Origin of the sequence: Dankookia sp. GCM10030260, assembly GCF_042666655.1 — a bacterium.
Lineage (GTDB): Bacteria > Pseudomonadota > Alphaproteobacteria > Acetobacterales > Acetobacteraceae > Paracraurococcus.
Genome location: NZ_JBHTDE010000011.1, coordinates 88,736 through 112,875, shown reverse-complemented (window position 1 = coordinate 112,875; position 24,140 = coordinate 88,736). Strand labels below are relative to the sequence as shown.

The window sequence follows — 24,140 nt, the reverse complement described above, 5'->3', positions numbered from 1 at the left end:
CTCCGGCCGCTGCAGCCGCAGCACCAGCTCGATCAGCTCTGCCTTGCTTAGCCGCTCAAGCGCGTCCCGCTGCATGCCAGGATCGAATCAGCCAACCCACTCCCGCGCAAGGGGGGTGGGTAATTACATGCGTAAGCCCCCGGGAAAGCGTCACCAGAGACTCTTCTAAGTCTGCACGAGCGCGGCTCTGACGCGTGTTGATCCCGTTTGCACGAGAAGGAGAAATCGAAAATCCACCTTCTATACGGCGAAACGTAGGAAAAAATAAAGAACTGCCGAATTGTATAAGTCTTTCATTTGCAGCGTCTTCTGCATTTTCCACTATGTTGCCTTCGTCATCATCAATATCTTCTAAAACCACATCCTCATCTTCTGACAGAAACTCAACACGACACGTTCTTTTATTAATCTTATGCACAATACATTCATAATGATCAGTTACGACTTTTGCGCGAGTAAAATTTACCTCATCAAGTGCAATTATAATATTTCCACTAACTATCGCCCAGAGTAACTTGAGTACGCTTGTTTTTCCTGCGCCGTTCCTACCTGTTAAAATATTCAGGTCTTCCGACATTGACCCGGTAACTCTTTCAGCGCGCCCCATGAGGCCGTCGATCTCGAAGCTATATATCCGCACGTCCGACTCCAGCTTTCCGAGAGCTTCCACAGTGCCCAATTAGCTGTCGTTATAAAGCCTTAAAGAAACGAGATCAAACCTTTTCTTTGAGACGGTGATGGCGCCGTCGTAAAAAGTAATATGTATGATATATTGTATATTGAACCAAATACCCGAAGAAATTCTCTTGCAAGCAACGATTATACTGTCCTGACCTCGAATCGAGAATGACTCGCTCACTTGGCCACCACCCTCCCCCGAAACACCACCACCCCCCGCCCCCCATGCTGCGCCACCGCCTCCGCTACCCCCTCCGCCGCCACGCTCACGAAACTCGCCACCGCCCCCACCGCCACCGCCGGCGGCTCCAGCCCCAGGCACCGCGCCCCACCCTCCGTCACCCAGCCGAACAGCCGCTCCATCGCCGCATCCGTCCGCGCATCCAGCCGCCAGCCGATGATCGCCGCCCGTTCCAGCATGTCCCCGGTGCCATAGGGCCCCCAGGTATCCCGCATGTTGTCGTTGCCCAGCGCGATCGGCACCCCGGCCTCCGCCAGCCGCAGCAGCGGCGGCAGCGGCGCCGCCCCGGCCCCGTGGCTCACCAGCCCCACCCCCGCCTCCGCCATCGCCGCGGCCGCCGCCATCAGCTTCCCCTCCGGCGCCGCGCCCAGGGCGAAGCCGTGGCTCACCCAGACTTGGCCCTGCATGCCGGCCGCCCGGGTCCGCGCGCAGATCTCGGCGAGGCTGAACAGCCCCAGCTCCCCCGCCTCATGCAGGTGGATATCCAGCCCCACCCCGAATCGTGCCGCCAAGCCGAAGATCGCATCGAGCTGCCCCTTCGGGTCGCGGTCCACCTCGCAGGGGTCGAGCCCGCCGAGCACCTCCGCCCCCTGCCGCAGCGCCTCCTCCAACAGCTCCAGCGTCCCCGGCGACCGCATGACACCTGCCTGCGGGAAGGCGACCGTCTGGATGTGGCACTGGCCGGCATGGGCGGCCTTCACCGCCAGCACGCCCTCCAGGTTGCGCAGGCCGAAGGCGGGGGTGATGTCCACATGGCTGCGGAAATGCACCGTCCCGGCCGCCAGGCACCGGCGCAGCATGGCGGTGGCGCGCGGCGCCACCGGGAGTGCGGGCAGGACGCGGGCATCGGTCTCGATCCGGCTCATCCGGTCGGGGCCGGCGGCGTGCGGCATCCAGGGCAGGCCGAACAGCGACTTGTCGAGGTGGAGGTGGAAGTCGGTCAGGGCGGGCAGCAGCAGGGCGCCGCCCACGTCCACCACCTCGGGGTCCGCCACCGGGGCGTCGAGGATCGCCGCGACCCGGTCGCCGCGGACCAGCACATGCATGCCGGTGCGGCCGTCGGCCAATCTGCAATTCGACAGCAGCATCGTGCGAACCCCCAGGGAAGCAAGGCCGGGGGGGAGCATCCCCCCGGACCCGCCCGCTATTTCTGGAAGCCTTTCAGCGCGCGGGTCAATCGGGGCACGCCATCCGACAGCGAAGCGAAGCCCAGCAGCGCGACGCAGCCGGCCACCACCAGCAATTCCAGCCACGGGGTCCAGCCAAGCAACCGGAACAGCACCGCCACGCCATGGGACAGGAACAGGCCGACGCAGAAGACATGCAGGCTCTGCCGCCCGGCCGCCGCCAGCGCGCGCGCCAGCGGGCCGCGCAAGGCCACCTCCCGCACCCGCCAGAGGCAGACCACGGCATAGGCCAGCGCCAGGCTGTGCAGCACCCGCGCCGGCGCCAGGTCCTGCTTCAGGGTCAGGGCCGAGAGGTCGGCGACCCCCTGATGCTCGGCCAGCTTGCCCAGCACCCCGGCCGCCAGCACCAGCAGCGCCCCGCCCAGCAGCCAGCGGTTCACGCCCACGGCCCGCCCCCGGAACAGCGCCCGCCGGCCGAACCAGGCGCCGAGCACGAACAGCAGCTGCCAGGCGAGCGGGTTGAACTCCACCTCCGTCCCGCCGAGGCCCGGCAGGTGCCAGCCCCAGGCCTGCACCGCCCCGTACAGCGCGAAGGACGGCAGCAGCGCCCAGGCGCCCACGCGCTCCACCAGCCAGGCGAAGCCGGGCAGCAGCAGCATCGACCACAGGAACACCGGCAGGATGCCCATGCCCGTGGGCTGCCACAGCAGGGTCGCGGCGCCGGGCAGCGCGAACCAGGGCGCTGCCAGCAGCCAGCCCCAGCCGAGCCGCCCGGCCTCCCCGGGCAGAGGCGTGGCCATCTCCACCGCGATCACCATCGCCGCCATGCCGCAGACCACGACCAGATGCGTGGCCCAGAGCCGCCGGATGCGCGGCAGCAGGTCGGCCACGCCGGCCCGCCAGCCGCCCCGATGCGCCTTCAGCGTGAAGACCGAGCCCAGCGCGAAGCCGGACAGATAGACGAACTGCTCCGAGCTGTCGGAGAAGCCCCAGGCCGCGCTGATCAGCCAGGCGCCGATCAGCGACCCATGCGCGTGGGAGGCGAAGATCTGCAGCTGCAGCCAGCCGCGCAACAGGTCGAGCCGCGTGTCACGTACCGGTCGCTGCAGGGTCATCGGCTCAGGCCGCCTTCATTCCCAGGAAGGGGGCATAGCGCCGCAGCAGCGCCAGGGCTTCATCCCGGTGCGCGAACAGCACGAAGGCGGCCATCGCCCAGGTGAAGCAGGCCTCCTTGAACAGCGTGGCGCCATCCTCGTAGGGATCGACGCCGAGCGGCGTGAACAGGTGGAAGCCGATCGCCCCGGACATGATCCCCAGCGCGAAGGCGGCGCCGAAGACCCGGCTGCGCGGGACCAGCACCAGCAGCGCGGCGAGCATCTCCATGCCGGCGACGAAGAGCCGGAAGGGCTTCTCCGGGATGCCGGACCAGGCGCTCAGCCGGTCGAAGACCAGGGTCGGGCCGGCCAGCTTGTACTGCTCGTACCAGAGGAATTCATAGGCGATCCAGATCGCGGCCCCCCAGGCCAGCAGGCGCAGGATGCGGTCCTTGTCCGTTTGCATGGCGCTCTCCGATGGCCGGGCGCGGCGCCCCGTCGGGGCCGCCGCGCGTTGCGCCCTACTTCTTGTCGTAGGTGACGTCGTACATGCCCTGGCCGTTCGGGGTCAGCCGCGGCGTGCCGCCGCTGCCCAGCCTCATCGGCTGCGGCATGGCGGTGTCGTAGATCACCTCCAGCATGCCGTTGACGTTCTCCAGCCGCAGCACGCGGCGGGATTCCGGGGCGCCGGCCGGCATGGCGTAGACGATGTCGATGCCGCCGCCATCGGGCGAGATCATCACCTGCTGCACGGTGCCCTTGCCCAGGCCGGCGGCGATCTGCATCCTCTGGCCGGGCTGCATCATGGCGGCGGTGGCCTGGCGCTGCGCCTGGGCGGCGCCGATGCCGGCGAAGGCGGTCAGGGCAACGGCGAGGATGATCTTGCGGCTCATGGCAACTACTCCTGGTGACGGGGATGTTTCGCCGGGCCGCCCGGGGTGGTTACCCCCACCGTTGCGACGATTTTCGGCCGACCAGCCCCATCTGACGCGCAGGAGGACCCCGCATGAAGCTCCCCGGCCCCGACCATCCCATCAGCATCACGCCCAACCCGAAGCGGCTGCGCGTCACCTTCGCCGGCCAGGTGGTGGCGGAGACCAGCCGCGCCCTGACCCTGCAGGAGGCGAGCTACCCGCCGGTGCAGTACATCCCGCGCGAGGATGCCGACCCGGCGCTGCTCCGCCGCACCGAGCGCAGCACCCATTGCCCCTACAAGGGCGATGCCAGCTACTACAGCATCGAGGCCGGCGGCCGCCGCGCCGAGAATGCCATCTGGAGCTACGAGTCACCTTTCCCGGCGATGGCCGAGATCGCCGGCCACCTCGCCTTCTACCCCGACCGCGTCGACCGCATCGAGGAAGTATAACCGGCGCAGGGCGGCCGCTGCGGCGGCACGCCCGCCTCGCCGATCAGCTCGAAGCGGAAGGGCTTCTCGGCTGCCGGGTCGAGCGTGACCACCACCGCCTGCACGTCATCCTCCCCCGGCACGATCAGCCGGGTGAGGTTGGGCGCGGCCTCCAGCGGCTCGTGGTGGACGAAGACATGGCTGTCGCCGTTGATCAGCAGCACCGGCCGGCCGAACGCGGCGGCCGCGCGGGCGATGGCGTCGCGGATCGCGCGGTAGCCGCTGTCGTAGCCATGGCCGCAGACCTGGCGGTAGAACATGTCGGCCTGGATCGAGATCACCGCGGCCCGGGCCTCCGGCGCCGCGGCGAACCCCTCCGCCAGCCAGGCCCGGTTGGCGGCGTCGCGCGCGGTGAACTCCGCCAGCGCCGCCTCGCCCTGCGGCAGCGACCGCGCGGCGGGCTCCCCCGGCTCGGCCGGCCGGCCGTTGTTGCTGCCGGGGACGTGCAGCGTCAGGAACAGCACGCCGTCGCGCATCCAGCGGGCATTCTCGACGGTCGGCGCCGCCTGGCGGACCAGCGGCATCGGCCGCCGCCCGAGGCTGCCCGTGCCGGCGAAGAAGCGCTGCCGCAACAGTGCCAGCCGCTCCTGCGGGTCGAACCGCCCGGCGCGGTCCTGCCAGCAATCGGTCCACTCGTTGTCGCCCGGCGTGTAGACCAGCGGGTGGTCGGCCAACCCCATCCAGGTGAAGGCGCGCAGCAGCGTGTCGTCGGTGCAGAGCTCCGCCCCGCCCTTGGTGTCGCCGACGAAGATGGAAAAGGCCGGCCGCGCCGCGTTGATCGTCGCCATCAGCCGGGCGACGCGGCCCTCCTCGGCGGCGCAGCGCTCCGGCGCCTCCGGCCGGCAATAGGGCATGTCGCCGAAGGCGACGAAGCGGACCGGCTCGGCCCGGGCGGGCAGCGCCAGTCCGGCCAGGCAGGCGAGCAGCAGCAGTCGGCGCATCGGGCGGGTCACTCCGGCAGGTCGGCCCCGCCCTAGCGCAAGCCCCGGCGCGTCACCAGAGCTTCGGCAGCGACCCCGCCACCAGCACCAGACCCGACAGCGCCAGCAGCCCCAGGACCACCCGGCGGAAGGCGGCGTCGCTGAACCGCCGGTACAGCCGCGCGCCCAGCAGCGCCGGCAGCAGCATCGCCGGCGCCGCCACCAGGCAGAGCGGCCAGGCCGCCGCCGGGAAGGTGCCGCTGGCCAGCAGGGTCGCCAGGGTCAGCGCATGCATCGCCAGGTTGAAGGCCTGGAACACCCCCCGCTGCGCATCCCGCCCCCAGCCGCGCAAGGTCACCCAGAGCGTCGGCGCCGGTCCGGTCAGCCCGCCGATCCCGCCCATCACCCCGCCCACCAGCCCGGCCGCCGCATCCGCCGCTCCGCCGCCGCGGGTGATGCGCGGCAGGGCGCGGGCCAGCAGCATGGCCGGGCACCAGACCACCAGCAGCAGCCCGACCGCCAGCCGGAAGGCCACCGGGTCGATCCGCTGCAGCAGCGCGACGCCGATCGGCACCCCCACCACCCCGCCGAGGATGAAGGGCAGCGCGCGCCGCATGTCGAGGCTGCCGCGCAGGCTACCGATCGACAGCAACTGACCGAGCAGCGAGCAGAAGACGGTCAGCGGCCCGGCCAGCACCGGGTCCAGCACCCAGGCCCAGATGCTCAACGCCACCAGGCCGAAGGCGAAGCCCGACAGGCCCTGCACGAAGCCGCCCGCCGCGGCCCCGAGCGCCACCACGCCGATCAGGGGATCCAAGCCCGTATCGCCTCCTGTCCCGGTCCGGGCCGCGCTCCGCCCGCCCCGCCGGCAACACCTTCCCGTCGATTGGCCGCGCCGCATAGGGCAAGGCGTCCGCCGGCCTGCCGTCGCGCCAAGGGCCGGGGCGCGGCCGGCCCCGGCCCGTCAAACCCCGCGCCTCTCATCGAGCCGCAGCGGCCCGGCAGGGCCGTGGGGTGGTGGCGCGATCGACGGCCCGGCGAGGCAGGACAGCAGGCCTGGGGAGGGAGCGGCATTGCCTCCCCCGAGCCCCTCCATCGGCTTTTCCGGGTTGGGACCTGCCGCGCGGCGGGTGCCGGTTGGTCCCGACCTGCGCCGATCGATCACCCGGGATCGATCGCCGGCCGCCCCGGCCGATCCCCGCCCGGCGACCCGCGCAACCCGACCGGCCCGCCAGCCTGGCGCGCCGAGGGTCCTCCCCGCCCGCGGCCGCGGTGGCCGTCGGGCATCCCGCCGGCCTGACCCGCCGCGGACGCGGCCGGTCCGGCCCCTCCGGCCTCACCGCATCGGCGGGGAGATCATCAGCCCGCCCCGGCTCCACAGCTCGTTCAGCCCGCGCTCCAGCTTCACCACGCTGTCGCGGCCCAGGTGGCGGTCGTAGATCTCGCCGTAATTCCCCACCGCCTTGATCGCGTTCAGCATCCAGGCGCGGTCCAGCCCGACCCCGGGCCCGAGCTCGCCCGTCCTGCCCAGCAGCCGCTGCACCGGCGGGCTCGGGCTCTCGGCCAGCATCCGGTCGGCATTGGCCCGGGTGATGCCGAGCTCCTCCGCCTCGACCAGTCCGAACATCACGTAGCGCACGATGTCGAACCACTGGTCGTCGCCCTGCTTCACCGCGGGCGCGTAGGGTTCCTTGCTGATGCGGTCGGGCAGCAGCACATGCGCGGCGCGGTCGGGGAAGCCGGCCAGGATGGCGGCGAGCTGGCTGGCATCGCCGGTGTAGCTGTCGCAGCGGTTGGCCTCGTAGGCGCGGCGGGCCTCGTCCTTGTCGGCGAAGATCACCGGGGTGAAGCGGAGCTTCTGCGCCCGCGACCAGTCCGCCAGGTTGAGCTCGTGCGTGCTGGCGGAGACGAAGCAGATGCTGGCGCCGTCCAGTTGCTTCGCCGCGGTGATGCCGCCGTTGGCGCGGACCAGGAAGCCCTGGCCGTCGTAGAAGTTGGGCGCGGTGAAATTCAGCCCGAGCGTCGCGTCGCGCATGAAGGTCCAGGTGGTGGTGCGGGTCAGCACCTCGACCTGGCCGGTGACCACGGCGGGGAAGCGGTTCTGCCCGGTCAGGTGCTGCCAGACCAGCTTCTTCGGATCGCCCAGCGTCGCGGCGGCGATGGCGCGGCAGACATCGGCATCCATGCCCTGCCATTCGCCGCGGCTGTCGGGCGCGCTCCAGGCCGGGTCGCCGGTCGAGATGCCGCAGGACAGCGCGCCGCGGGCGCGCACCGCGGCCAGGGTGGGCCCGGGCGGCGCCACGGTCTGCGCCGCGGCGCCGCCGGCCAGCAGCAGGCCGAGCGTCATTCCAAGGGATTTCAGCATCGCTCTTTTCCTCGCAGCGGGCGGTAGACTTGCAGCGCGGCCAGCGCCCCGAGCGCCCCGGCGGCGACCGCGAGCCGCGCCAAGTCCGGGATGCCGTGCCAGAAGGCCGCCGCCGCCCCGGCCAGGCCGAGTGCGATGCGCAGCACCGGCCCGATCGGCCGCAGCAGGTAGCCGGCATAGGCGGCACACAGCGCGGTCAGCGCGGCGACCTGGATGGCGGTGGCGACGAGGATCGCGCCGGGCCCGCCGCGCAGCATGATGCCGGGGTCATAGAGGAAGGCGAAGCCCACGGTGAAGCCGGCGATGCCCAGCCGCGTCGCATGGATGCTGGTCATCAACGGGGAGGCCCGCGCGATCGCCGCCGCCGCGAAGGCCGCCGCGGCCACGGGCGGCGAGGCATCCGCCAGCACCGCGAAGTAGAAGATGAAGAGATGCGCCGGCAGCACCAGATCCTGCGCCGGGACGCCGAGTGCCACGCTGCCGAGGTCGAGGATCTGCGGCACGCCGATGGCCGCGGCGATGATGTAGGAGGGCGTGGTCGGCAGCCCCATTCCCAGCACCAGCACGGTCACCGCCAGCAGCACCAGCAGCAGCGGAAAGCTGCCGCCGGCGAGGTCCTTGATGATGCCGCCGAGCGCCACGACCATCCCCGTCGCGGTCAGCGCCGAGACGACGATGCCGGCCCCGGCGATGGAGACCGCCAGCGGCGCCATGGTCTGCCCGGCATTGGCCAGGCTCTCCAGCACCTGCCGCCCGCCCATGCGGGTGCGGCGGCGAAGTGCTGCCACCACGACCATGGCGATGGTGGCGCAGAACGCGGCGTAGTTGCCGGACCAGCGCTCCATCATCAGCCAGACCAGGATGGCGACGGGAATGAGAAGATGGGCGTCCTGGCCTACCTCCCGCCAGGGCGGGATGTGCTCGGCGGCCATCGGCGCCATGCCGGCCTTCTTGGCCTCGACATGCACGGCGACCAGGATGGCGAAGTAGTACAGCACGGCGCCGATCGCCGCGGCGACCACGATCTGCGCATAGGGGATGTTGGTGATCTCGGCCATGACGAAGGCCGCGGCGCCCATAACGGGGGGCATCAGCGCGCCGCCGACGCTCGACGCGCTCTCGATCCCGCCGGCGACCGCGGGCCTGTAGCCGATGCGGGTCATCAGCGGAATGGTCATCGCACCCGTGGTGATGACGTTGGAGACGGACGACCCGCTCATCGTGCCGAACAGGCCCGAGGTGATGACGGCGACCTTGGCCGGCCCGCCGGTGAAGCGGCCGGCGGCGGCGGCGCCGAGGTTGCTGAACAGCCGCCCCGTGCCGCTGCCCTGCATGAAGCTGCCGAAGACGATGAAGACCGCGATGGTGGTGGCGACGATGCCGGTCAGCGGCCCGTAGACCCCGCCCGCGGTCGGCACCAGCCAGGAGGCCTCGAGGATCTCGGCCGGGGTGAAGGGCCGCGAGTTCAGCACGCCGGGGATCAGGTGGCCCCACTGCATGTAGGCGAGGCTGATGATGATCATCCAGGCCAGCCCGACCTCGACCGCGCGCCGCGTCGCCTCCAGCAGGGTGACGATCGCCAGCACGGCGAGCAGCATCATCACCGGCGAGAAGGGATCGACGTATTCCATGCGGTCCGAGACCACGTCCCAGTTTCCCATGACCCAGGCATGCGGCGCCGCGGCGGCCAGAGCCCAGGCCCAGTCCGGCAGGCTGGGGCGGGACATGGGGGAAGCCCGGCGCGCCGGGTAGAGCAGGAACAGCGGCGGGACGAAGACCAGCAGGTGGAAGCCGCGCATGGTGATCGGCTCGGGGAAGCCGAAGCCGCCGAAATACAGATGGATGGCGGCGGCGGCGGCCAGCCAGAGGGTGACGGCAAGCTTGAGCGGCACGGCCAGGTCGCGCATGGCAAGTCCCAGAAAAATGTCGCGGGGCCGTGTGTCGTTCCCTGCGTCGGGGCGGCGACGGGCGCCGCCCCGCGCCGGTCAGGCGGGCATCGCGCCGGCCTCCTTGAAGGCCTTGATCGCGCCGGGGTGCAGCGGCAGGCCCTGGTACTTCCAGGAGGTCGCCGGGTCCCAGGCGCCCATGCTGGCATGGATGTTCACCAGGCGCTGGCCCTTGTTGCGGATCAGCGTGGCGGTGATCTTCCGGGCCACCTCATCGGCCAGACTCTCATGCACCATGATGACGCTGTCCATCGTCGTCACCGGCACGTCGGCCGACTGCAGCGCCGGGTAGGTCGCGGCCGGCAGCACGCCCTCGGCATAGGCGTAGGTGTCGATGAGGTGCTTGCGGACATCGGCGGGAAAGGCCACCAGCTTGCCGGTGCGGCGGCCCTGCGCGATCTCGGTGAAGATCGCCGCCGGCCGGGCCAGCGCGGCGTACAGGTAGTCCACCTGCCCGTCGGTATAGGCGGCGCCAATATCGGCATAGCTGCCGTTCAGGTAGGTGCCGCCCTCGGCGCGGATGCGCTCGGGGCTGGTGCCGAGGAATTTCAGGATGCGCTGCAGCGTCATCTCGTCGGTCGAGGACCGCTGCGGGCAGGCGATCTTCAGCCCCTTCATGGTCAGGATGGACTTCATGTCCTCCGGCCCCGCATCGGCGCGGCGGAGGAAGTGGTGCTCGGTCGGCGAATAGCCGCTGCCGAGGCAGCGCAGCGCCGGATGGGCCTCCTTGTAGGGGTCCTCGCCGCGGCGGGCGGAGGCGACGAAGGCGTCGATCCCCCAGCCGATCGGCGAGGTGTTGCGGTTGACCCGGGTGGAATTGGCCAGGCCGCCGCCGGGGACGACGCGGATCTGGATGTCCGGGTTCTCGTCCTTGATGAGCGAGGAGAGCCCGGCCGCCATGGTGTACCAGCCGCCGCCGAGCGAGCCGGCGACCCATTCGAGGCTCTGCTGCGCCCGTGCTGCACGGATGAAGGGGGCGGCGAGCACGCCGCCGGCGAGGACGCGCCGCGTCCAGAGGAGGCTCATCGGCCAGATTCTCCCGGGTTGACCGGGGGATTGTGCGGTGCGGCGCGCCGGTCGGCAACCGGGAGCGTGCCGCTAGCGGAAGGCCCGCATGATCCGGCCCCAATCCTCGATCGCCTGCTCCTGGCCGGGGACGATCTGCACGGTGAACTCGGTGTAGCCGGCGTCGCGCAGGTCGCCGATGCGGCGCTTCAGCTCGGCCTCGGTGGCGGTGAAGCTGCTGATGCGGATCATCTCGCCGGTGACGAAGGGCCGCTCCTCCGGCTTGACGAACATCAGGTGGCCGCGGTGGTTCTCGAGGTACGGGGCGTCCTTCGGCTCGAAGGTCCTGGCCAGCGCGACATAGCCCTCGACCGCCGCGCGGCAGCTCTCCGGCACCGGGGAGATGTTGGGCAGGCCCGACAGCACCTCGTCCGCCGCGCGGTGCAGCAGCACCGCGGCGCGCGGCCCGGCCTGGGCGACGGCGCGCGGGCTGTCATGGGGCTCGCCGTCTTCCAGCACGCAGCCGAGCACGAAGGCGGTGGCCTCGAGCGGCGCGGCCTGGCCGGCCGCCTCCCAGGCCTGGCGCATCTCGCCCAGCATGGCGACGGCGGCGGGGACGTCGGAGAAGAAATTGATCCAGCCGGCGCCGAGCCGGGCGCACATCGCCCGCGCCCGCGGCCCGGCGGCGGCCAGGTGCAGCCGCATCGGCGTGCTTGTGTCGATCAGCCCGAGGTCGGGATTCAGCAGCCGGATCTTGCGGCGCTCGCCCTCGATCTCGGTCTCGACCGTCTCCTCGCGCAGCAGCGCCAGCATCACCCGGATGTACTCGGCGAAATCCTTCAGCGACATCGCACCCAGGCCCATCGCCCGGCGGCCGGTGAAGCCGGTGCCGAGGCCCATGTCGACCCGCCCCGGCGCCAGCTTGTTCAGCGTGGCGAAGGCATTCGCGGTGACCGCGGCGATCCGGTTGGACGGGATCAGCACCCCGGTGCCGAGCCGGATGCGGCGGGTCTTCATCGCCGCCGCGCCCATCGCGACGAAGCAGTCGGCCGAGAGCATCTGGGTGTCGTAGAACCAGGCGGAGCGGAAGCCGAGCGCCTCGGCGCGTTCCGCCAGGCGCCAGCTTTCGGCATCCGTCGGCATGGCGATCCCGAATTCCATGGGTGCGTCCCTCCGTGCTTTGCCGCAGCGAAGCGCGCTCCGGCGTCGAGGGCAAGCATGCTGGCGCTGCCGCTGCCACCCGCTATGGTGGCCTTGTGCTCGGGTTCCTCTCGCTCTGCCTGCCGATCTTCGCCGTGGTCGGCCTGGGCTGGGCCGCGGTGCGGCGCGGCACCGTCGCGCCGGCGGTGACCGACGCGGTCGGCACCTTCGCCTTCAGCTTCGCCCTGCCGGCCATGCTGCTGCGGCTGATGGCCGCCCAGCCCCTGGCGCAAAGCTTCGAGCCGCGCTTCTTCGGCGGCTACCTCGGCGCCTGCCTGGCGGTCTTCTTCGGCAGCATGGCCGCGGCGATGCTGCTGGCCGGGCGGCGCCGCGGCCAGGCCGCGGCCATCGCCGCCTCGGCCGCCATGGGCAATGTCGGCTATCTCGGCCCGCCCCTGCTGCTGCCGCTGCTGGGGGAGCGCGGCGCCGGCCCGGTCGCCATGGCCATCATGTCCGAGGTCGCCATCGTCATCGCCCTCGGCAGCGTGCTGATGGCGCCGATGGGGGAGCGCGGGGTCTTCGGCCGGGTGCTGCGGTCGCTGCTGCTCAACCCGGTGCTGCTGGCGATCTCGGCCGGCGCCCTGCTGGGGGCGCTCGGCCTGGCCATCCCCGGCCCGATCGAGCGTTTCCTCGGCTTCCTCGGCGCCGCGGCCGGGCCGACCGCGCTCTTCGCCCTGGGCGGGACGCTCGGGCGGCTGCGGCTCGACCGCCGGCTGGTCCTCGCGGCCGGCGCTGCCACCGCGGGCAAGCTGGTGGCCTATCCGCTGCTGGCCTGGCTGCTGCTGGGGCCGCTGCTGGGCCTCGAACTGTTCTGGGTCCAGGCCGGGGTCATGCTGGCGGCGATGCCGACCGCGACCAACGCCTTCGTCCTGGCGCAGCGCTTCCACACCGGGGCCGATTCGGTCTCGGCGGTGGTGCTGCTGTCCACCGTGATCGCGGCGCTGGCCTTTCCGGTGACCGCCTGGCTGCTCACCGGCCCGGTGCCGCTGCCGTAACGGCCGCCTCTGCCCCACCCCGGTCGCCGCTCCGTCACTTGCGCCGCCCCCCCCACGATCTGTAGGGCAGAAGGCGCATGACCCGCGGCACAGCGACCCTGGCGGCCATGATGGCCGTGATCCCCCTGCTCGGCGGCTGCGCCGAGCCCTACCCGGCCGCCGCCAGCGCCGGCGACGTGCTGCCTTTCCTCGGCCCGCCCCCGCGGGTGCGGGAGCCGTCCTCCTCGCGCCCCGTCTGGCTGCTGCCGCAGCCCGCGAAGCCGGAGCGCTTCCGGGTGCCGGATGACGGGTTCATGGACCAGCTGGGCTGAGGCCCGCCCCTACCGGACGGGGGGCGCATACATCAGCCCGCCACGGGACCACAGGTCGTTCAGCCCGCGCGGCAGCTTCACCGCGCTGCCCATCCCGAGGTTGCGCTCGAAGATCTCGCCGTAATTCCCCACCGCCTTGATGGCGTTGTAGGCCCAGGCCCGGTCCAGCCCCATCAGCGGCCCGTGGTCGCCGGTCAGGCCCAGCAGGCGCCGCACCTCCGGGTTCGGGCTGGCCCGCTGCGCCTCGACATTGGCCTGGGTGATGCCGAGCTCCTCCGCCGTCAGCAGGGCGAAGAAGGTCCAGCGGACGATGTCGAACCACTGGTCGTCGCCGTGCCGGACAACCGGGGCATGCGGTTCCTTGCTGATGATGTCCGGCAGGATCACGTGCTCCTCCGGGCTGGGGAAGCTGGACCGCAGCCCGGCGAGCTGGCTGGCATCGGTGGAATAGGCGTCGCACCGGCCGGCCAGGTAGCTGCGCCGCGCCTCGTCGTTCTGCTCGAAGACCACCGGGCGGTAGTCCACCTTGTTGATGCGCGCCCAGTCGGCCAGGTTCAGCTCGTTGGTGCTGCCGGCGGTGACGCAGATCGAGGCGCCCTGCAGGTCGGTCGCCCTGGCCAGGCCGAGCGACTTGCGCAGCAGGAAGCCCTGGCCGTCGTAGAAGCTGACCGCGGTGAAATTCAGCCCGTTGGCGGTGTCCCGCACCTGGGTCCAGGTGGTGGTGCGGATCAGCACGTCCACCTGGCCGGACTGCAGGGCGGGCAGCCGCGCCGTGCTGGTCAGCGGCACCCAGCGGATCTTGGCGGGGTCGCCCAGCACGGCGGCGGCGGTGGCGCGGCAGAGGTCGCTGTCCAGCCCGCGATACTCGCCCCGGCTGTCGGGCGTCGAGAACCCGGCGGCGCCGGTCGAGGTGCCGCAGACCAGGATGTCGCGCTGCTTCACCGCGGTGAGCGTCGGCCCCGATGACTGGGGCTGCGCCCAGGCCATGCCCGCGCCAAGGGTCGCGGCCAGCGCCACGCCGAACAGACTCCGCATCCGATCTCTCCCGATCCCGGCGGCGATGATGCTGGCCGGCGGCCGCCGCCGGCAAGGGGCGGGCTTGCGCCGGCCCGGCCACGGACACACCTGCGGAGGCATGCGTCGCATCCTGCCGGCCCTGCTCGCCTTGCTGCTGACCACCGCCGGCGCCGCGGCGCAGGCGCCATTCCGGGTAACCGAGGGCGAGCACATGCGCGTCGTCACCCGTGCCCTGGGCTGGACCGTGCTGCGCGACGTCGCCGCGCCGCGCGGTGCGGCGGAGACCGGCATGTTGCTGATCCGCGCCCAGCGCCCGGTGCCGCCGGCGGCGCGGCCCGGCCACCTGGCCCGCACGCTGCGCAGCCTGCGCCCCTTCCAGGTCGGCGACCTGCCGGCCGAGGACCACCTGCGCCTGGCCGGCCTGCCGGGCGACGTGATCCAGGCCCGCGCCATCGGCCAGCCGAGCGGCGTGCCGGTGGTGCTGCGCGCGGTCTGCCTCTACGGGCCGGAGCGGAGCTGGCTGCTGGTCGCCTCCGCGCCCGAGGCCGATTGGGCGGGGCTGGAGGCGGAACTGGCCGCGGTGCTGGACGGGTTCCGGCCGGGCTGAGAGGCCAGGTCGGGGAGGGAAAAGCATTCCCTCCCCAAACCCCACCCTTCCTCCTCGTGAGTCGGCACCTGCCGCGCGGCGAATGCCGGACTCGGAGAAACAGAGGAGGCTTGGACGCACTGCGTCCAACCGGAGGACACTTCCTCCCTGGCCTTGACCCCGGCTCAGCAGCGCTCCGCCACGAAGCCCTGGCTGGGAGCCACGAATTCCTCCTGCGCCGCCACGGTCAGCAACTCGCGCGAGCCGGCCTCGGCGGTCCGCCGCAGCAGCCCGTGGATCGAGGCCGCGGCGCATTCCAGCGCCACCCGCGCGCTGCCGCTGCGCAGCCGGTGGAACAGGAAGAGCGCGGCGATCGCATCGCCCGCGCCATTCGCCGCGATCGGCAGCAGCGGCGTGCGCACCCGCCAGGCCGAGTCGCCTTCCGCCGCCAGCAGGTCGAGCGAGCCGGGCGGCGTCTCCGCCGTGCGCAGCGAGGTCAGCAGCACGCAGCGCGGCCCGCCGGCCTGCAGCTCGGCGACCGCGGCCTTGGCATCCGCCAGCGTGGCGATGCGCCGGCCGGTCAGCCATTCCAGCTCGAACTGGTTGGGCGTGGCGATGTCGGCCAGCGCCAGGGCGCGGTCGCGGAAGAATTCCGGGATCCCGCTGCGGACATAGACGCCCGGGCCGATGTCGCCGATCACCGGGTCGCAGCACCACCGCGCCGCCGGGTTGGCCGCCTTCACCCGCGCCACCGCGTCGAGGATCGCCGCCCCGGTCTCGGCATCGCCGACATAGCCGGTCAGCACCGCGTCGCATTGAGCGAGCACGCCGCGCTCGGCGATGCCCTGGACGCAGTCGGAGATCAGGGAGGCCGGCAACACCTGGCCGCGCCAGGCGCCATAGCCCGGGTGGTTGGAGAATTGCACGGTGTTGATCGCCCAGACCTCGGCGCCGAGCCGCTGCAGCGGGAAGACCGCGCTGGCATTGCCGACATGGCCATAGGCGACCCAGGACTGGATCGAGAGGATGTTCACGCCGCCGAGGCTAGCCTGGATCGGCCCGGGCCGGAACCGGGCCGAACGCCCCTTCCCACTTGCGCCCTGTACCGGCATCCTGGCCACAACCAAGCCGCCAAGCCTGGACACCCGAGGAGGACACGCCCGCCATGACCCATGCCGTCACCCGCCGCGCCGCCATGCTCGGCGCCGCCGCCACGTCAGGCAGCCTGCTGCTCGCCGGCGGCAATGCCGGGGCGCAGACCAAGCCCACCGAGCTGCGGGTCGGCATCACCACCTTCCTCTCCGGCGCGGCCTCGGTCTTCGGCGTCCCGGCCAAGCAGACCGCCGAGATGCTGTTCGAGGAGATCAACAAGGCCGGCGGCATCGGCGGCGTGCCGGTGAAGCCCTTCTTCGTCGACGAGGCCCCGGGCACCGACCACCTGGTCGGCGAGTACCGCCGCCTGGTGCAGAACGAGGGCGTGCATATCGTCTTCGCCTCCATTTCCTCCGGTTCGTGCCTGGCCTGCACGCCGCTGTCCGACGAGATGAAGAAGACCACCCTGCTCTGGGACTGCGGCACCCAGCGCATCTTCGAGGAAGGCCCGCACCCCTATGCCTTCCGCACCCAGGGCTACGGCACGCCGGAAGTCCTGGCCCCGCTGCTGTACCTCCTGAAGAACAAGCCCGACTTCAGGACGCTGGCGGTGATCAACCAGGACTATGCCTGGGGACGCGACAGCTGGGAGATGTGGAAGGCCGGCATGGATGCGCTGAAGCCCGGCGTGCGCGTGGTGGCGGAGATGTTCCCCCGGCTCGGCGCCACCGACTACAGCACCGAGGTCACCCGCCTGCTGGCGACCCGGCCCGACGTGATCCTGTCCACCTCCTGGGGCGGCGACCTCGTCACCTTCGTCCGCCAGGCCTCCGAACGGAAGCTGTTCGAGCGCTCGACCTTCGTCCTGCCAGTGGCCGAGGCCTCGATGCAGATCCTCGGCAAGAACATGGCGGCGGGCCATGTCATCGGCACCCGCGGCGACCATTGGAACAACCACCCGAAGCCGAAGGACCCGGCGCGGCTGGCGAAATTCGTCGATGGCTACCGGGCGAAGTTCAACGAATACCCGATCTACCCCTGCCACCACATGGCCCAGGCGATCTCCGCCATGCAGGCCGGCTTCGCCAAGGCGATCGCCGCCAAGGGCGGCGGCTGGCCGAACGACCAGGAACTGGCCAATGCCTTCCGCGGCCTGACCTTCGACACTCCCACCTCCACCATCACCCTGCGCGAGGATGGCCAGGGGCTGGAGGACCAGATCGTCGGCATGAGCAGCTTCAACGACCGCTTCCCCTTCGCGGTGCCGAAGGACATGGTGATCTTCCCCGCGGCGATGGTCTCGACGCCAGTCGGGATGAAGAGCGTGGAGTGGCTGAAGACCTTGAAGCCCGACATCCTGGCGCAGATGGCGCCGCCGATCGCCGGCTAGGCAGCACGCCGCGGGGGAGGCACTCCCCCCATCGCGGCAATGCCGCGATCCCTTCATTCTTTGTGAGTTTGCTGCATGGCTGAATGGCTGACCGACAACGGGCTGCTGCTTGGGCTGGCCCTGCTGGATGGGCTTGCCTATGCGGCGCTGGTCTTCATGGTGGCGGTCGGGCTGAACATGGTGTTCGGCGTGCTGCGCATCGTGAACGTGGCGCATGGCAGCCTCTTCGCCATCGGCGCCTATACCGCGGCCTCCGTCGGCCTGTTCTTCGCCTCGCTCGGCCTGCCGGCCTGGGCCAGCTATGTCGGGCTGCTGCTGGCGGCGGCGCTGGTCGGCGGCATCCTCGGGCCGCTGATCGAGAAGCTGATCCTCCGGCGGATCTACGGGCAGGAGGAGGTGCTGCAGCTTCTCGTCACCTTCGCCCTGTTCATGATCCTGGAGGACGTGCAGAAGCTGATCTGGGGCGTCCAGCCGATCATGCAGGACACGCCGATGAAATTCCTCGGCACCGTCGACGTCCCCTTCGGCCAGGACGTCATCCCCTTCACCGCCTACCAGCTCTTCGTGCTGCCCGGCGTGGCGGTGGCGACCCTGGCGGGCCTCGCCTGGTTCCTGCGGCGGACCTTGACCGGGCGGGTGATCGTCGCCGTCACCACCGACAAGGAGGCGGCGATGGCCATGGGCATCGACGCCGCCCGCGTGACGCTGCTGACCTTCACCTTCGGCGCCGCGCTGGCGGCGCTCGGCGGCGCACTGGCCTCCCCCACCACCTCGCTGGTCCCCGGCATCGGCGCGCAGACCATCGTGCTCTCCTTCGCGGTGGTGGCGACCGCCGGGCTCGGCCAGATCGAGGGCGCGGCGATCTCCGCCCTGATGATCGGCCTCGGCAGGTCCATCGCCGTCTACCTCGCGCCGGAATTCGAGGTCGTGGTGCCCTACATCATCATGGTCGCCGTGCTGCTGGTCCGCCCGCAGGGATTGTTCGGCGTGCTGGAGACGCGGCGGGTATGAGCGCGTCCGATCGCCGGGCGCCGCAGGCGCATGACGTGAATCGGCCGCGCCAGCCCATGCGCGTGGTCGAACCGCTGCTCGCCATCCTCGGCGCCGCGGCCCTGGTCCTGGTCGCCTTCCTGGCGCCCTGGCTGAAATTCGTCCTCACCATCGCGCTGGCCAAGGGCATCGCGGTGCTGGGCATCCTGCTGCTGCTGCGCGCCGGGCAGGTCAGCTTCGGCCACAGCATGTTCCTCGCGGTCGGCGCCTATACCGTCGCCTTCCTCGCGCCCGCCATGCCGGAGGCGCTGCTGCTGCTGCCGCTCGGCGCGCTGCTGGCGGGGATCCTCGGCCTGGTCATCGGGCTCTTCGTGGTGCGCTACCGCGACATCTTCTTCGGCATGCTGAACCTGGCGCTGTCGATGGTGCTCTACTCGCTGCTGGAGAAGCTCTATTCCCTGACCAAGGGCACCGACGGCATCCGCGTCGCCGGCCTGACCTTCGCCGGCGTCACGCCCGACCGCGATACCCAGGAATGGGTGATGTTCGGCCTGGCGCTCGCCTTGGCGATCGGCTTCGGCCTGCTGGTGCGGGCCTATCTCGCCTCGCCGATGGGCCGGGCCCTGGCCGGCATCAAGACGCGGGAGACTCGGCTGGAATTCATGGGCGTCTCCGCCCGCCGCGTGCTGCTCTTCGCCTACGTCATGTCGGCGGTGATGGGCGGCGTCGGCGGCACGCTGGTGGCGATGACGACGCGGCATGTCACGCCGCAGCTCGCCTACTGGACCTCCTCGGGCGAGCTGGTCTTCATCGCCATCCTCGGCGGCGCCGGCAGCGCGCTCGGGCCATTCCTGGGTGCGACGGCCTTCGAGCTGGTGCGGGTCTATGCCGCAGCCGCCGTGGCCGATGCCTGGCAGATGATCCTGGGCGGGGTGCTGCTGGCCGTGATCCTGTTCGCGCCAGGGGGCGTCTGGGGCATGCTGACCAGCCGGCTGAAGGGGCGCGCATGACCCAACCGCTTCTCTCGGCCCGTGGCCTCCGGCTCGCCTTCGGCGGCGTCAAGGCGGCCGACGGCATCGACCTCGACGTCATGCCGGGCGAGTTCCTCGCCATCATCGGCCCGAACGGCGCCGGCAAGACCACCTTCATCAACATGTCGACCGGCTACCTGAAGCCGCAGGGCGGCACGATCACCTATGACGGCCAGCCGATCATCGGCCTGTCGCCCCGCGCCATCGTCCGCCGCGGCATCGGCCGCAGCTTCCAGCTGCCGCAGTTGTTCACCGAGCACACGGTGCTGGAGAACGCCGCGCTCGCCATCGCCGCGCATGCCGGCATCTGGTCGCCCTTCACGCCGCTGCTGCGGCCCCGCTACCGGGACCAGGCCATGGCGCTGCTCGACCGCTTCGGCCTGGCCCCGGTCGCCGAATCCCGTGCCGATGCCTTGAACGAGGGCGCCCGCAAGCTGGCCGACATCGCCATGGCGGTCGCCCTGCAGCCCCGCCTGGTGCTGATGGACGAACCCACCAGCGGCGTCGCCGCGGCCGAGAAGATGGGTATCGTCGAGACGCTGGTCCGCGTGCTGCGCGACACCGGCGTCACGGCCGTTTTCGTCGAGCACGACATGGACGTCGTCGCCCGCTTCGCCGACCGCGTCGCGGTCTGGAGCCAAGGCCGCATCGCCGCCCTCGGTCCGCCGCAGCAGGTGCTGACCGACCCCGCGGTGCTGCGCGACGTCATCGGGATCGAGACGCATGCTTGAGCTGCACAACGTCTCCATCGACATCGCCGGCGTGCCGGTGCTGCGCGATGTCCATCTCGTCGTCCCGCCCGGCGGCCGCGTCGCCCTGATCGGCCGCAACGGCGCCGGCAAGACCACCACGCTGCGCACCCTGATGGGCCTGCTGCCGCCGCGCGCCGGCCGCGTGGTGATCGACGGACAGGAGGCGACGAACGTCCCGCCGCACCACCGCGCCCGCCTGGGCATCGGCTATGCGCCGGAGGAGCGCCGCCTGTTCGGCAGCTTCTCGGTGCGGGAGAACATGCTGCTGCCGGCCGAGGTGCTGCGCCTGGCCCCGGCCGAGGTGGCGCGGCGGCTCGACGCCGTCTTCGCCCTGCTGCCGGAACTGAAGGACCTGGCGCCGCGCCGTGCCGCGGGCCTTTCGGGCGGCCAGGGCAAGATGGTGGCGCTCGGCCGGGCGCTGATGGTCGGCACGCGGGCGGTGCTGCTGGACGAGCCCTTCCAGGGCCTCGCCCCGGCCCTGGCGATGCGCTACGCCGAGGCGCTCAAGCGGCTGCACCAGGCGCTGCCCGACGTCGCCATCCTGATCACCGAGAGCAATCCGGGACTGCTGCGCCCGCTGGTCGAACGCACCTTCGTCATCGAGCGTGGGGAGATCGCCCCGGCGTAGGTCGGCGGCCGCCGCTGCCCCCTTCGCGCTGCCGCGGATTCGCGGCAGCATGGGTGGAACGCTTACCGGGGAATCGCCCACAGATGCCGCACCGCATCCTGCTTTGCCGCACCCTGCATCCGGCCGGCATGGCCGTGCTCGATGCCCGCGCCGACCTCGACATCGTCGCGCTGCACGACCCGCCGGTGGAGCAATTCCACCAGCACCTCTCCTCGGCCGATGCGGTGCTCTGCTGGCTGGAGCGGGTGGACCAGGCGGCGCTGGATGCGGCGCCGCACCTCAAGGTCGTCTCCCGCTACGGCGTCGGCTTCGACACGGTGGACATCCCTGCCTGCACCGCGCGCGACATCCCCGTCATGGTCACCAACGGCGCCAACGACCTGTCCGTCGCCGAGCATGCCATGATGCTGATGCTGGGCGTCGCCCGCCGCGCGCTGGACCACGACCGCCACGTGAAGTCCGGCGGCTGGTGGGACGCGCCGAACCCGCGGATGGTGGACCTGGCCGGCCGCACCGCGCTGGTGGTCGGCTATGGCCGCATCGGCAGCCGGGTGGCGAATTACTGCCGCGCCTTCCAGATGAAGGTGCTGGTGATCGATCCCGGCTTCCACCCGATGCGCATCGCCGCAGACGGCTTTGCCCCGGCCCGCGACCTGCACGCCGCGCTGGCCGAGGCCGATGTGGTGACCCTGCACTGCCCGCTCTCCCGCGCGACGCGGCATCTGATGGACGACGCCGCCTTCGCCGCGCTGAAGCCCGGCGCCATCCTGGTGAACACCGCGCGCGGCCCGATCGTCTCGCAGGCCGCGCTGGTCGCCGCGCTGCAATCCGGCCGGCTGCATGGCGCGGGGCTCGACGTGCTGGAGGTCGAGCCCTCGGACGCCACCAACCCGCTCTATGCCTTCCCCAACGTCATCGTCAGCCCGCACAACGCGGCCAGCACCGAGGAAGGCCTCGCCCGGATGGCGCGGCGGGCGGCGCGCAACATCCTCGACGTGCTGGACGGCAAGCGCGACCCGGCCTTCATGGTCAACCACGAGATCGCCTGAGGACAATCCGATGAAACTCTTCTTCGCTGCCGCTTCCCCCTTCGCCCGCAAGGTCACCGTCTGCGCCGCCGAGCTCGGCGTGGCGATCGAGCGCGTCCCCGCCGCGCCGCACCCGATCAACCGCGACCGCAGCGTCGTCGCCAGCAACCCGCTGGGCAAGGTGCCGACCGCCGTCGCCGACGACGGCACCGTGCTCTACGACAGCCGCGTCATCTGCGAGTACGTCGATGCCCTGGGCGGCGGCGGCAAGCTCTTCCCAGCCGCCGGCGCCGCACGCTGGCGGGCGCTGACCGAGCAGGCCCTGGCCGATGGGCTGATGGATGCCGGCATCCTGCTGCGCTACGAGGCGCTGACCCGGCCGGCCGAGAAGCAGTCCGCCGAATGGCAGGCCGGGCAGACCGACAAGATGGTCTGCGCGCTGGACGAGCTGGAGCGGCAGGCGCTCGGCCTGGCCGGCCGGGTCGATATCGGCACCATCACCATCGGCTGCGCGCTTGGCTGGCTGGATTTCCGCTTCGGCGACATGGCCTGGCGCAACGGCCGCCCGGGCCTGGCCGCCTGGTTCGCCACCTTCGACGCCCGGCCCTCGATGGCGGCCAGCCGCCCGGCCTGACCGACCCGGGGCGAATGGTGGGTATTCGCGGGCGGCATTGTCCTGCCGCCCGCGCGCCGCGCTAGGCTGGGTGCAACCTGCGGAGATCCATCATGGCCGCGAAGCAATTGCGCCTCGGCGCCTTCATGCGCCCGATCAGCATCCATACCGGCGCCTGGCGCTACCCCGGCGCCTGGCCCGATGCGAATTTCAACCTGCAAGCCTATGTCCAGCTGATCCGCAAGCTGGAGGAAGGCCGCTTCGACGCCTTCTTCATGGCCGACCACATGGCCGTGCTGAACATGCCGGTGGAGGCGCTGAAGCGCAGCCACACCATCACCTCCTTCGAGCCGCTGACCCTGCTGTCCGCGCTGGCCATGGTGACGGAGCGCATCGGGCTGATCGCCACGGCGAGCACGACCTACAACGACCCCTACCACATCGCCCGCAAATTCGCCTCGCTGGACCATATCAGCGGCGGCCGCGCCGGCTGGAACCTGGTCACCACGGCCAACCCCGACGCCGCGCTGAACTTCGGCCAGGACGAACACATGGCGCATGGCGAGCGCTACAGGCGCGCCCGCGAGTTCTACGACGTCGTCACCGGACTCTGGGACAGCTTCGCCGACGATGCCTTCATCCGCGACGTCGACAGCGGCATCTTCTTCGACCCCGCGAGGATGCACGTGCTCGGCCACAAGGGCGAGGAGTTGTCGGTCCGCGGCCCGCTGAACATCGCCCGCCCCGTCCAGGGCTGGCCGGTCATCGTCCAGGCCGGCGCCTCCGAGGCCGGGCGGCAGATCGCCGCCGAGACCGCCGAGGCGGTCTTCGGCGCTTCCGCCACCATCGAGGAAGCCCGCGTCTTCTATGCCGACGTCAAGGGCCGGATGGACCGGCTGGGACGCCACCGCGACCACATGAAGATCCTGCCCGGCTGCTTCGTCGTGGTGGGCGAGACGGAGGACGAGGCCAAGGCGAAGCGGGCCAAGTTGGACAGCCTGGTGCACTACGCCAATGCCATCGCCTCGCTGTCGATGGCGCTCGGCGTCGATGCCTCGGCCTTCGACCCGGATGGCCCGCTGCCGGATATCCCCGAGACCGAGACCAGCAAGTCCGGCCGCGAGCGCGCCATCCGCCTGGCACGGCGGGAGAACCTGACGGTGCGGCAACTGGCGCAGCGGCTCGGCGGCTATGCCGGGCTCGCCATGGTCGGCACACCGGCGATGATCGCCGACCAGATGCAGCACTGGCTGGAGACCGAAGCCTGCGACGGCTTCAACGTGATGTTCCCCTACCTGCCTGCGGGACTCGACGACTTCGTGGATCACGTCGTGCCGGAGTTGCAGCGGCGGGGGATCTACCGGCGCGCGTACGAGGGCGCGACCCTGCGCGAAAACCTCGGCTTGCCGCGTCCGGCCAACCAGTTCTTTGCCGCATAGGAAAAGCGGGGCCAGGGAGGAGGCACCTGCCGCGCGGCGGGGGGCCGGGCCCGCAGACAGGCAGCATGGGGGATGTTTTCCCCTCCTCGGCCTTGCCTCGATCCAGGCGGGCTATCGTCGCCCGGATCGGGCCGCGCCGATGCCGAGGCTTCTCCGCGGGCCAGCGCATGGCCGTGTCGCCGCCGCCCGCGCCGGCTGCCCGCCGTGTCGCAGGGTGGCCTGCGGGCCTGCCGGGGGCCGAGGCTGGAGGCACGAAGGGCGCCGCAACGGCGACCCGGCCCCACGGT

At 71.2% G+C, this 24,140-nt stretch carries 25 protein-coding genes; 12 read left to right on the top strand and 13 right to left on the bottom strand.

Annotation, left to right across the window (positions count from 1 at the left end):
- Nucleotides 1-55: 55 nt before the first annotated feature.
- The 5 genes from ACFQS7_RS24860 to ACFQS7_RS24840 all read right to left on the bottom strand — a co-directional run bounded on the left by ACFQS7_RS24860 (nt 56) and on the right by ACFQS7_RS24840 (nt 4,033).
- Nucleotides 56-577, bottom strand: a complete 522-nt coding sequence (locus ACFQS7_RS24860) for a hypothetical protein (RefSeq protein WP_380069845.1) — start codon at nt 575-577, stop codon at nt 56-58.
- A 278-nt stretch (nt 578-855) separates the two neighbouring features.
- Nucleotides 856-2,007, bottom strand: coding sequence for an amidohydrolase (locus tag ACFQS7_RS24855; RefSeq protein ID WP_380069844.1), 1,152 nt, complete (start codon nt 2,005-2,007; stop codon nt 856-858).
- Between the two features lie 56 nt (nt 2,008-2,063).
- Nucleotides 2,064-3,161: an OpgC domain-containing protein gene (opgC, locus tag ACFQS7_RS24850; protein WP_380069843.1), complete on the bottom strand. Its 1,098-nt coding sequence runs from the start codon at nt 3,159-3,161 to the stop codon at nt 2,064-2,066.
- Nucleotides 3,162-3,165: 4 nt separating this feature from the next.
- Complete coding sequence (locus tag ACFQS7_RS24845; RefSeq protein WP_380069842.1) at nt 3,166-3,606, bottom strand: hypothetical protein; 441 nt, start codon at nt 3,604-3,606, stop codon at nt 3,166-3,168.
- A 55-nt stretch (nt 3,607-3,661) separates the two neighbouring features.
- Nucleotides 3,662-4,033, bottom strand: a complete 372-nt coding sequence (locus ACFQS7_RS24840) for a hypothetical protein (protein ID WP_380069841.1) — start codon at nt 4,031-4,033, stop codon at nt 3,662-3,664.
- Between the two features lie 113 nt (nt 4,034-4,146).
- Here ACFQS7_RS24840 and ACFQS7_RS24835 point away from each other — a divergent pair, with 113 nt between their 5' ends.
- Nucleotides 4,147-4,506, top strand: a complete 360-nt coding sequence (locus ACFQS7_RS24835; RefSeq protein ID WP_380069840.1) for a DUF427 domain-containing protein — start codon at nt 4,147-4,149, stop codon at nt 4,504-4,506.
- Here ACFQS7_RS24835 and ACFQS7_RS24830 read toward each other — a convergent pair.
- The 6 genes from ACFQS7_RS24830 to ACFQS7_RS24805 all read right to left on the bottom strand — a co-directional run bounded on the left by ACFQS7_RS24830 (nt 4,470) and on the right by ACFQS7_RS24805 (nt 11,942).
- The gene (locus ACFQS7_RS24830; protein ID WP_380069839.1) at nt 4,470-5,486 is read right to left on the bottom strand and encodes a hypothetical protein; all 1,017 of its coding nucleotides are present in this window, start codon (nt 5,484-5,486) and stop codon (nt 4,470-4,472) included. The genes ACFQS7_RS24835 and ACFQS7_RS24830 overlap by 37 nt on opposite strands.
- Before the next feature lie 52 nt (nt 5,487-5,538).
- Entirely contained in the window at nt 5,539-6,282 is a 744-nt protein-coding gene (locus tag ACFQS7_RS24825; RefSeq protein ID WP_380069838.1) for a sulfite exporter TauE/SafE family protein, read from the bottom strand.
- A gap of 519 nt (nt 6,283-6,801) precedes the next feature.
- The gene (locus ACFQS7_RS24820) at nt 6,802-7,830 is read right to left on the bottom strand and encodes an amino acid ABC transporter substrate-binding protein (RefSeq protein WP_380069837.1); all 1,029 of its coding nucleotides are present in this window, start codon (nt 7,828-7,830) and stop codon (nt 6,802-6,804) included.
- Complete coding sequence (locus tag ACFQS7_RS24815; protein WP_380069836.1) at nt 7,824-9,737, bottom strand: TRAP transporter permease; 1,914 nt, start codon at nt 9,735-9,737, stop codon at nt 7,824-7,826. Before ACFQS7_RS24815 ends, ACFQS7_RS24820 begins: the two co-directional genes overlap by 7 nt.
- Nucleotides 9,738-9,815: 78 nt before the next feature.
- A complete protein-coding gene (locus ACFQS7_RS24810) occupies nt 9,816-10,802 on the bottom strand; it encodes a TAXI family TRAP transporter solute-binding subunit (protein ID WP_380069835.1) in 987 nt (328 codons plus the stop codon).
- A gap of 72 nt (nt 10,803-10,874) precedes the next feature.
- Entirely contained in the window at nt 10,875-11,942 is a 1,068-nt protein-coding gene (locus tag ACFQS7_RS24805) for an LLM class flavin-dependent oxidoreductase (RefSeq protein ID WP_380069834.1), read from the bottom strand.
- Between the two features lie 2 nt (nt 11,943-11,944).
- Here ACFQS7_RS24805 and ACFQS7_RS24800 point away from each other — a divergent pair, with 2 nt between their 5' ends.
- Nucleotides 11,945-12,976, top strand: coding sequence for an AEC family transporter (locus ACFQS7_RS24800; RefSeq protein WP_380069833.1), 1,032 nt, complete (start codon nt 11,945-11,947; stop codon nt 12,974-12,976).
- 77 nt (nt 12,977-13,053) lie between these two features.
- On the top strand, nt 13,054-13,287 hold the full coding sequence (locus ACFQS7_RS24795) for a hypothetical protein (protein WP_380069832.1): 234 nt from the start codon (nt 13,054-13,056) through the stop codon (nt 13,285-13,287).
- Between the two features lie 9 nt (nt 13,288-13,296).
- Here the strand turns inward: ACFQS7_RS24795 and ACFQS7_RS24790 are convergent, their stop codons facing one another.
- Entirely contained in the window at nt 13,297-14,322 is a 1,026-nt protein-coding gene (locus ACFQS7_RS24790) for an amino acid ABC transporter substrate-binding protein (RefSeq protein ID WP_380069831.1), read from the bottom strand.
- A gap of 100 nt (nt 14,323-14,422) precedes the next feature.
- On the opposite strand from ACFQS7_RS24790, the gene ACFQS7_RS24785 reads away from it, so the two are divergent.
- A complete protein-coding gene (locus ACFQS7_RS24785) occupies nt 14,423-14,911 on the top strand; it encodes a hypothetical protein (protein WP_380069830.1) in 489 nt (162 codons plus the stop codon).
- Nucleotides 14,912-15,075: 164 nt separating this feature from the next.
- Here the strand turns inward: ACFQS7_RS24785 and pdxY are convergent, their stop codons facing one another.
- Nucleotides 15,076-15,924, bottom strand: coding sequence for a pyridoxal kinase PdxY (gene pdxY, locus ACFQS7_RS24780; protein ID WP_380069829.1), 849 nt, complete (start codon nt 15,922-15,924; stop codon nt 15,076-15,078).
- 131 nt (nt 15,925-16,055) lie between these two features.
- Between pdxY and ACFQS7_RS24775 the strand changes: the two genes are divergently transcribed.
- The 8 genes from ACFQS7_RS24775 to ACFQS7_RS24740 all read left to right on the top strand — a co-directional run bounded on the left by ACFQS7_RS24775 (nt 16,056) and on the right by ACFQS7_RS24740 (nt 23,853).
- The gene (locus ACFQS7_RS24775) at nt 16,056-17,372 is read left to right on the top strand and encodes an ABC transporter substrate-binding protein (protein ID WP_380069828.1); all 1,317 of its coding nucleotides are present in this window, start codon (nt 16,056-16,058) and stop codon (nt 17,370-17,372) included.
- Nucleotides 17,373-17,447: 75 nt separating this feature from the next.
- Nucleotides 17,448-18,383, top strand: a complete 936-nt coding sequence (locus ACFQS7_RS24770; protein ID WP_380069827.1) for a branched-chain amino acid ABC transporter permease — start codon at nt 17,448-17,450, stop codon at nt 18,381-18,383.
- Nucleotides 18,380-19,372: a branched-chain amino acid ABC transporter permease gene (locus ACFQS7_RS24765; RefSeq protein WP_380069826.1), complete on the top strand. Its 993-nt coding sequence runs from the start codon at nt 18,380-18,382 to the stop codon at nt 19,370-19,372. Before ACFQS7_RS24770 ends, ACFQS7_RS24765 begins: the two co-directional genes overlap by 4 nt.
- Complete coding sequence (locus ACFQS7_RS24760) at nt 19,369-20,124, top strand: ABC transporter ATP-binding protein (RefSeq protein ID WP_380069825.1); 756 nt, start codon at nt 19,369-19,371, stop codon at nt 20,122-20,124. Before ACFQS7_RS24765 ends, ACFQS7_RS24760 begins: the two co-directional genes overlap by 4 nt.
- Complete coding sequence (locus tag ACFQS7_RS24755) at nt 20,117-20,773, top strand: ABC transporter ATP-binding protein (RefSeq protein ID WP_380069824.1); 657 nt, start codon at nt 20,117-20,119, stop codon at nt 20,771-20,773. Before ACFQS7_RS24760 ends, ACFQS7_RS24755 begins: the two co-directional genes overlap by 8 nt.
- Nucleotides 20,774-20,856: 83 nt before the next feature.
- Nucleotides 20,857-21,822: an NAD(P)-dependent oxidoreductase gene (locus tag ACFQS7_RS24750; RefSeq protein WP_380069823.1), complete on the top strand. Its 966-nt coding sequence runs from the start codon at nt 20,857-20,859 to the stop codon at nt 21,820-21,822.
- A gap of 10 nt (nt 21,823-21,832) precedes the next feature.
- Nucleotides 21,833-22,435, top strand: a complete 603-nt coding sequence (locus ACFQS7_RS24745) for a glutathione S-transferase (RefSeq protein WP_380069822.1) — start codon at nt 21,833-21,835, stop codon at nt 22,433-22,435.
- 92 nt (nt 22,436-22,527) lie between these two features.
- A complete protein-coding gene (locus ACFQS7_RS24740) occupies nt 22,528-23,853 on the top strand; it encodes an LLM class flavin-dependent oxidoreductase (protein WP_380069821.1) in 1,326 nt (441 codons plus the stop codon).
- The last annotated feature ends 287 nt before the right edge of the window (nt 23,854-24,140 follow it).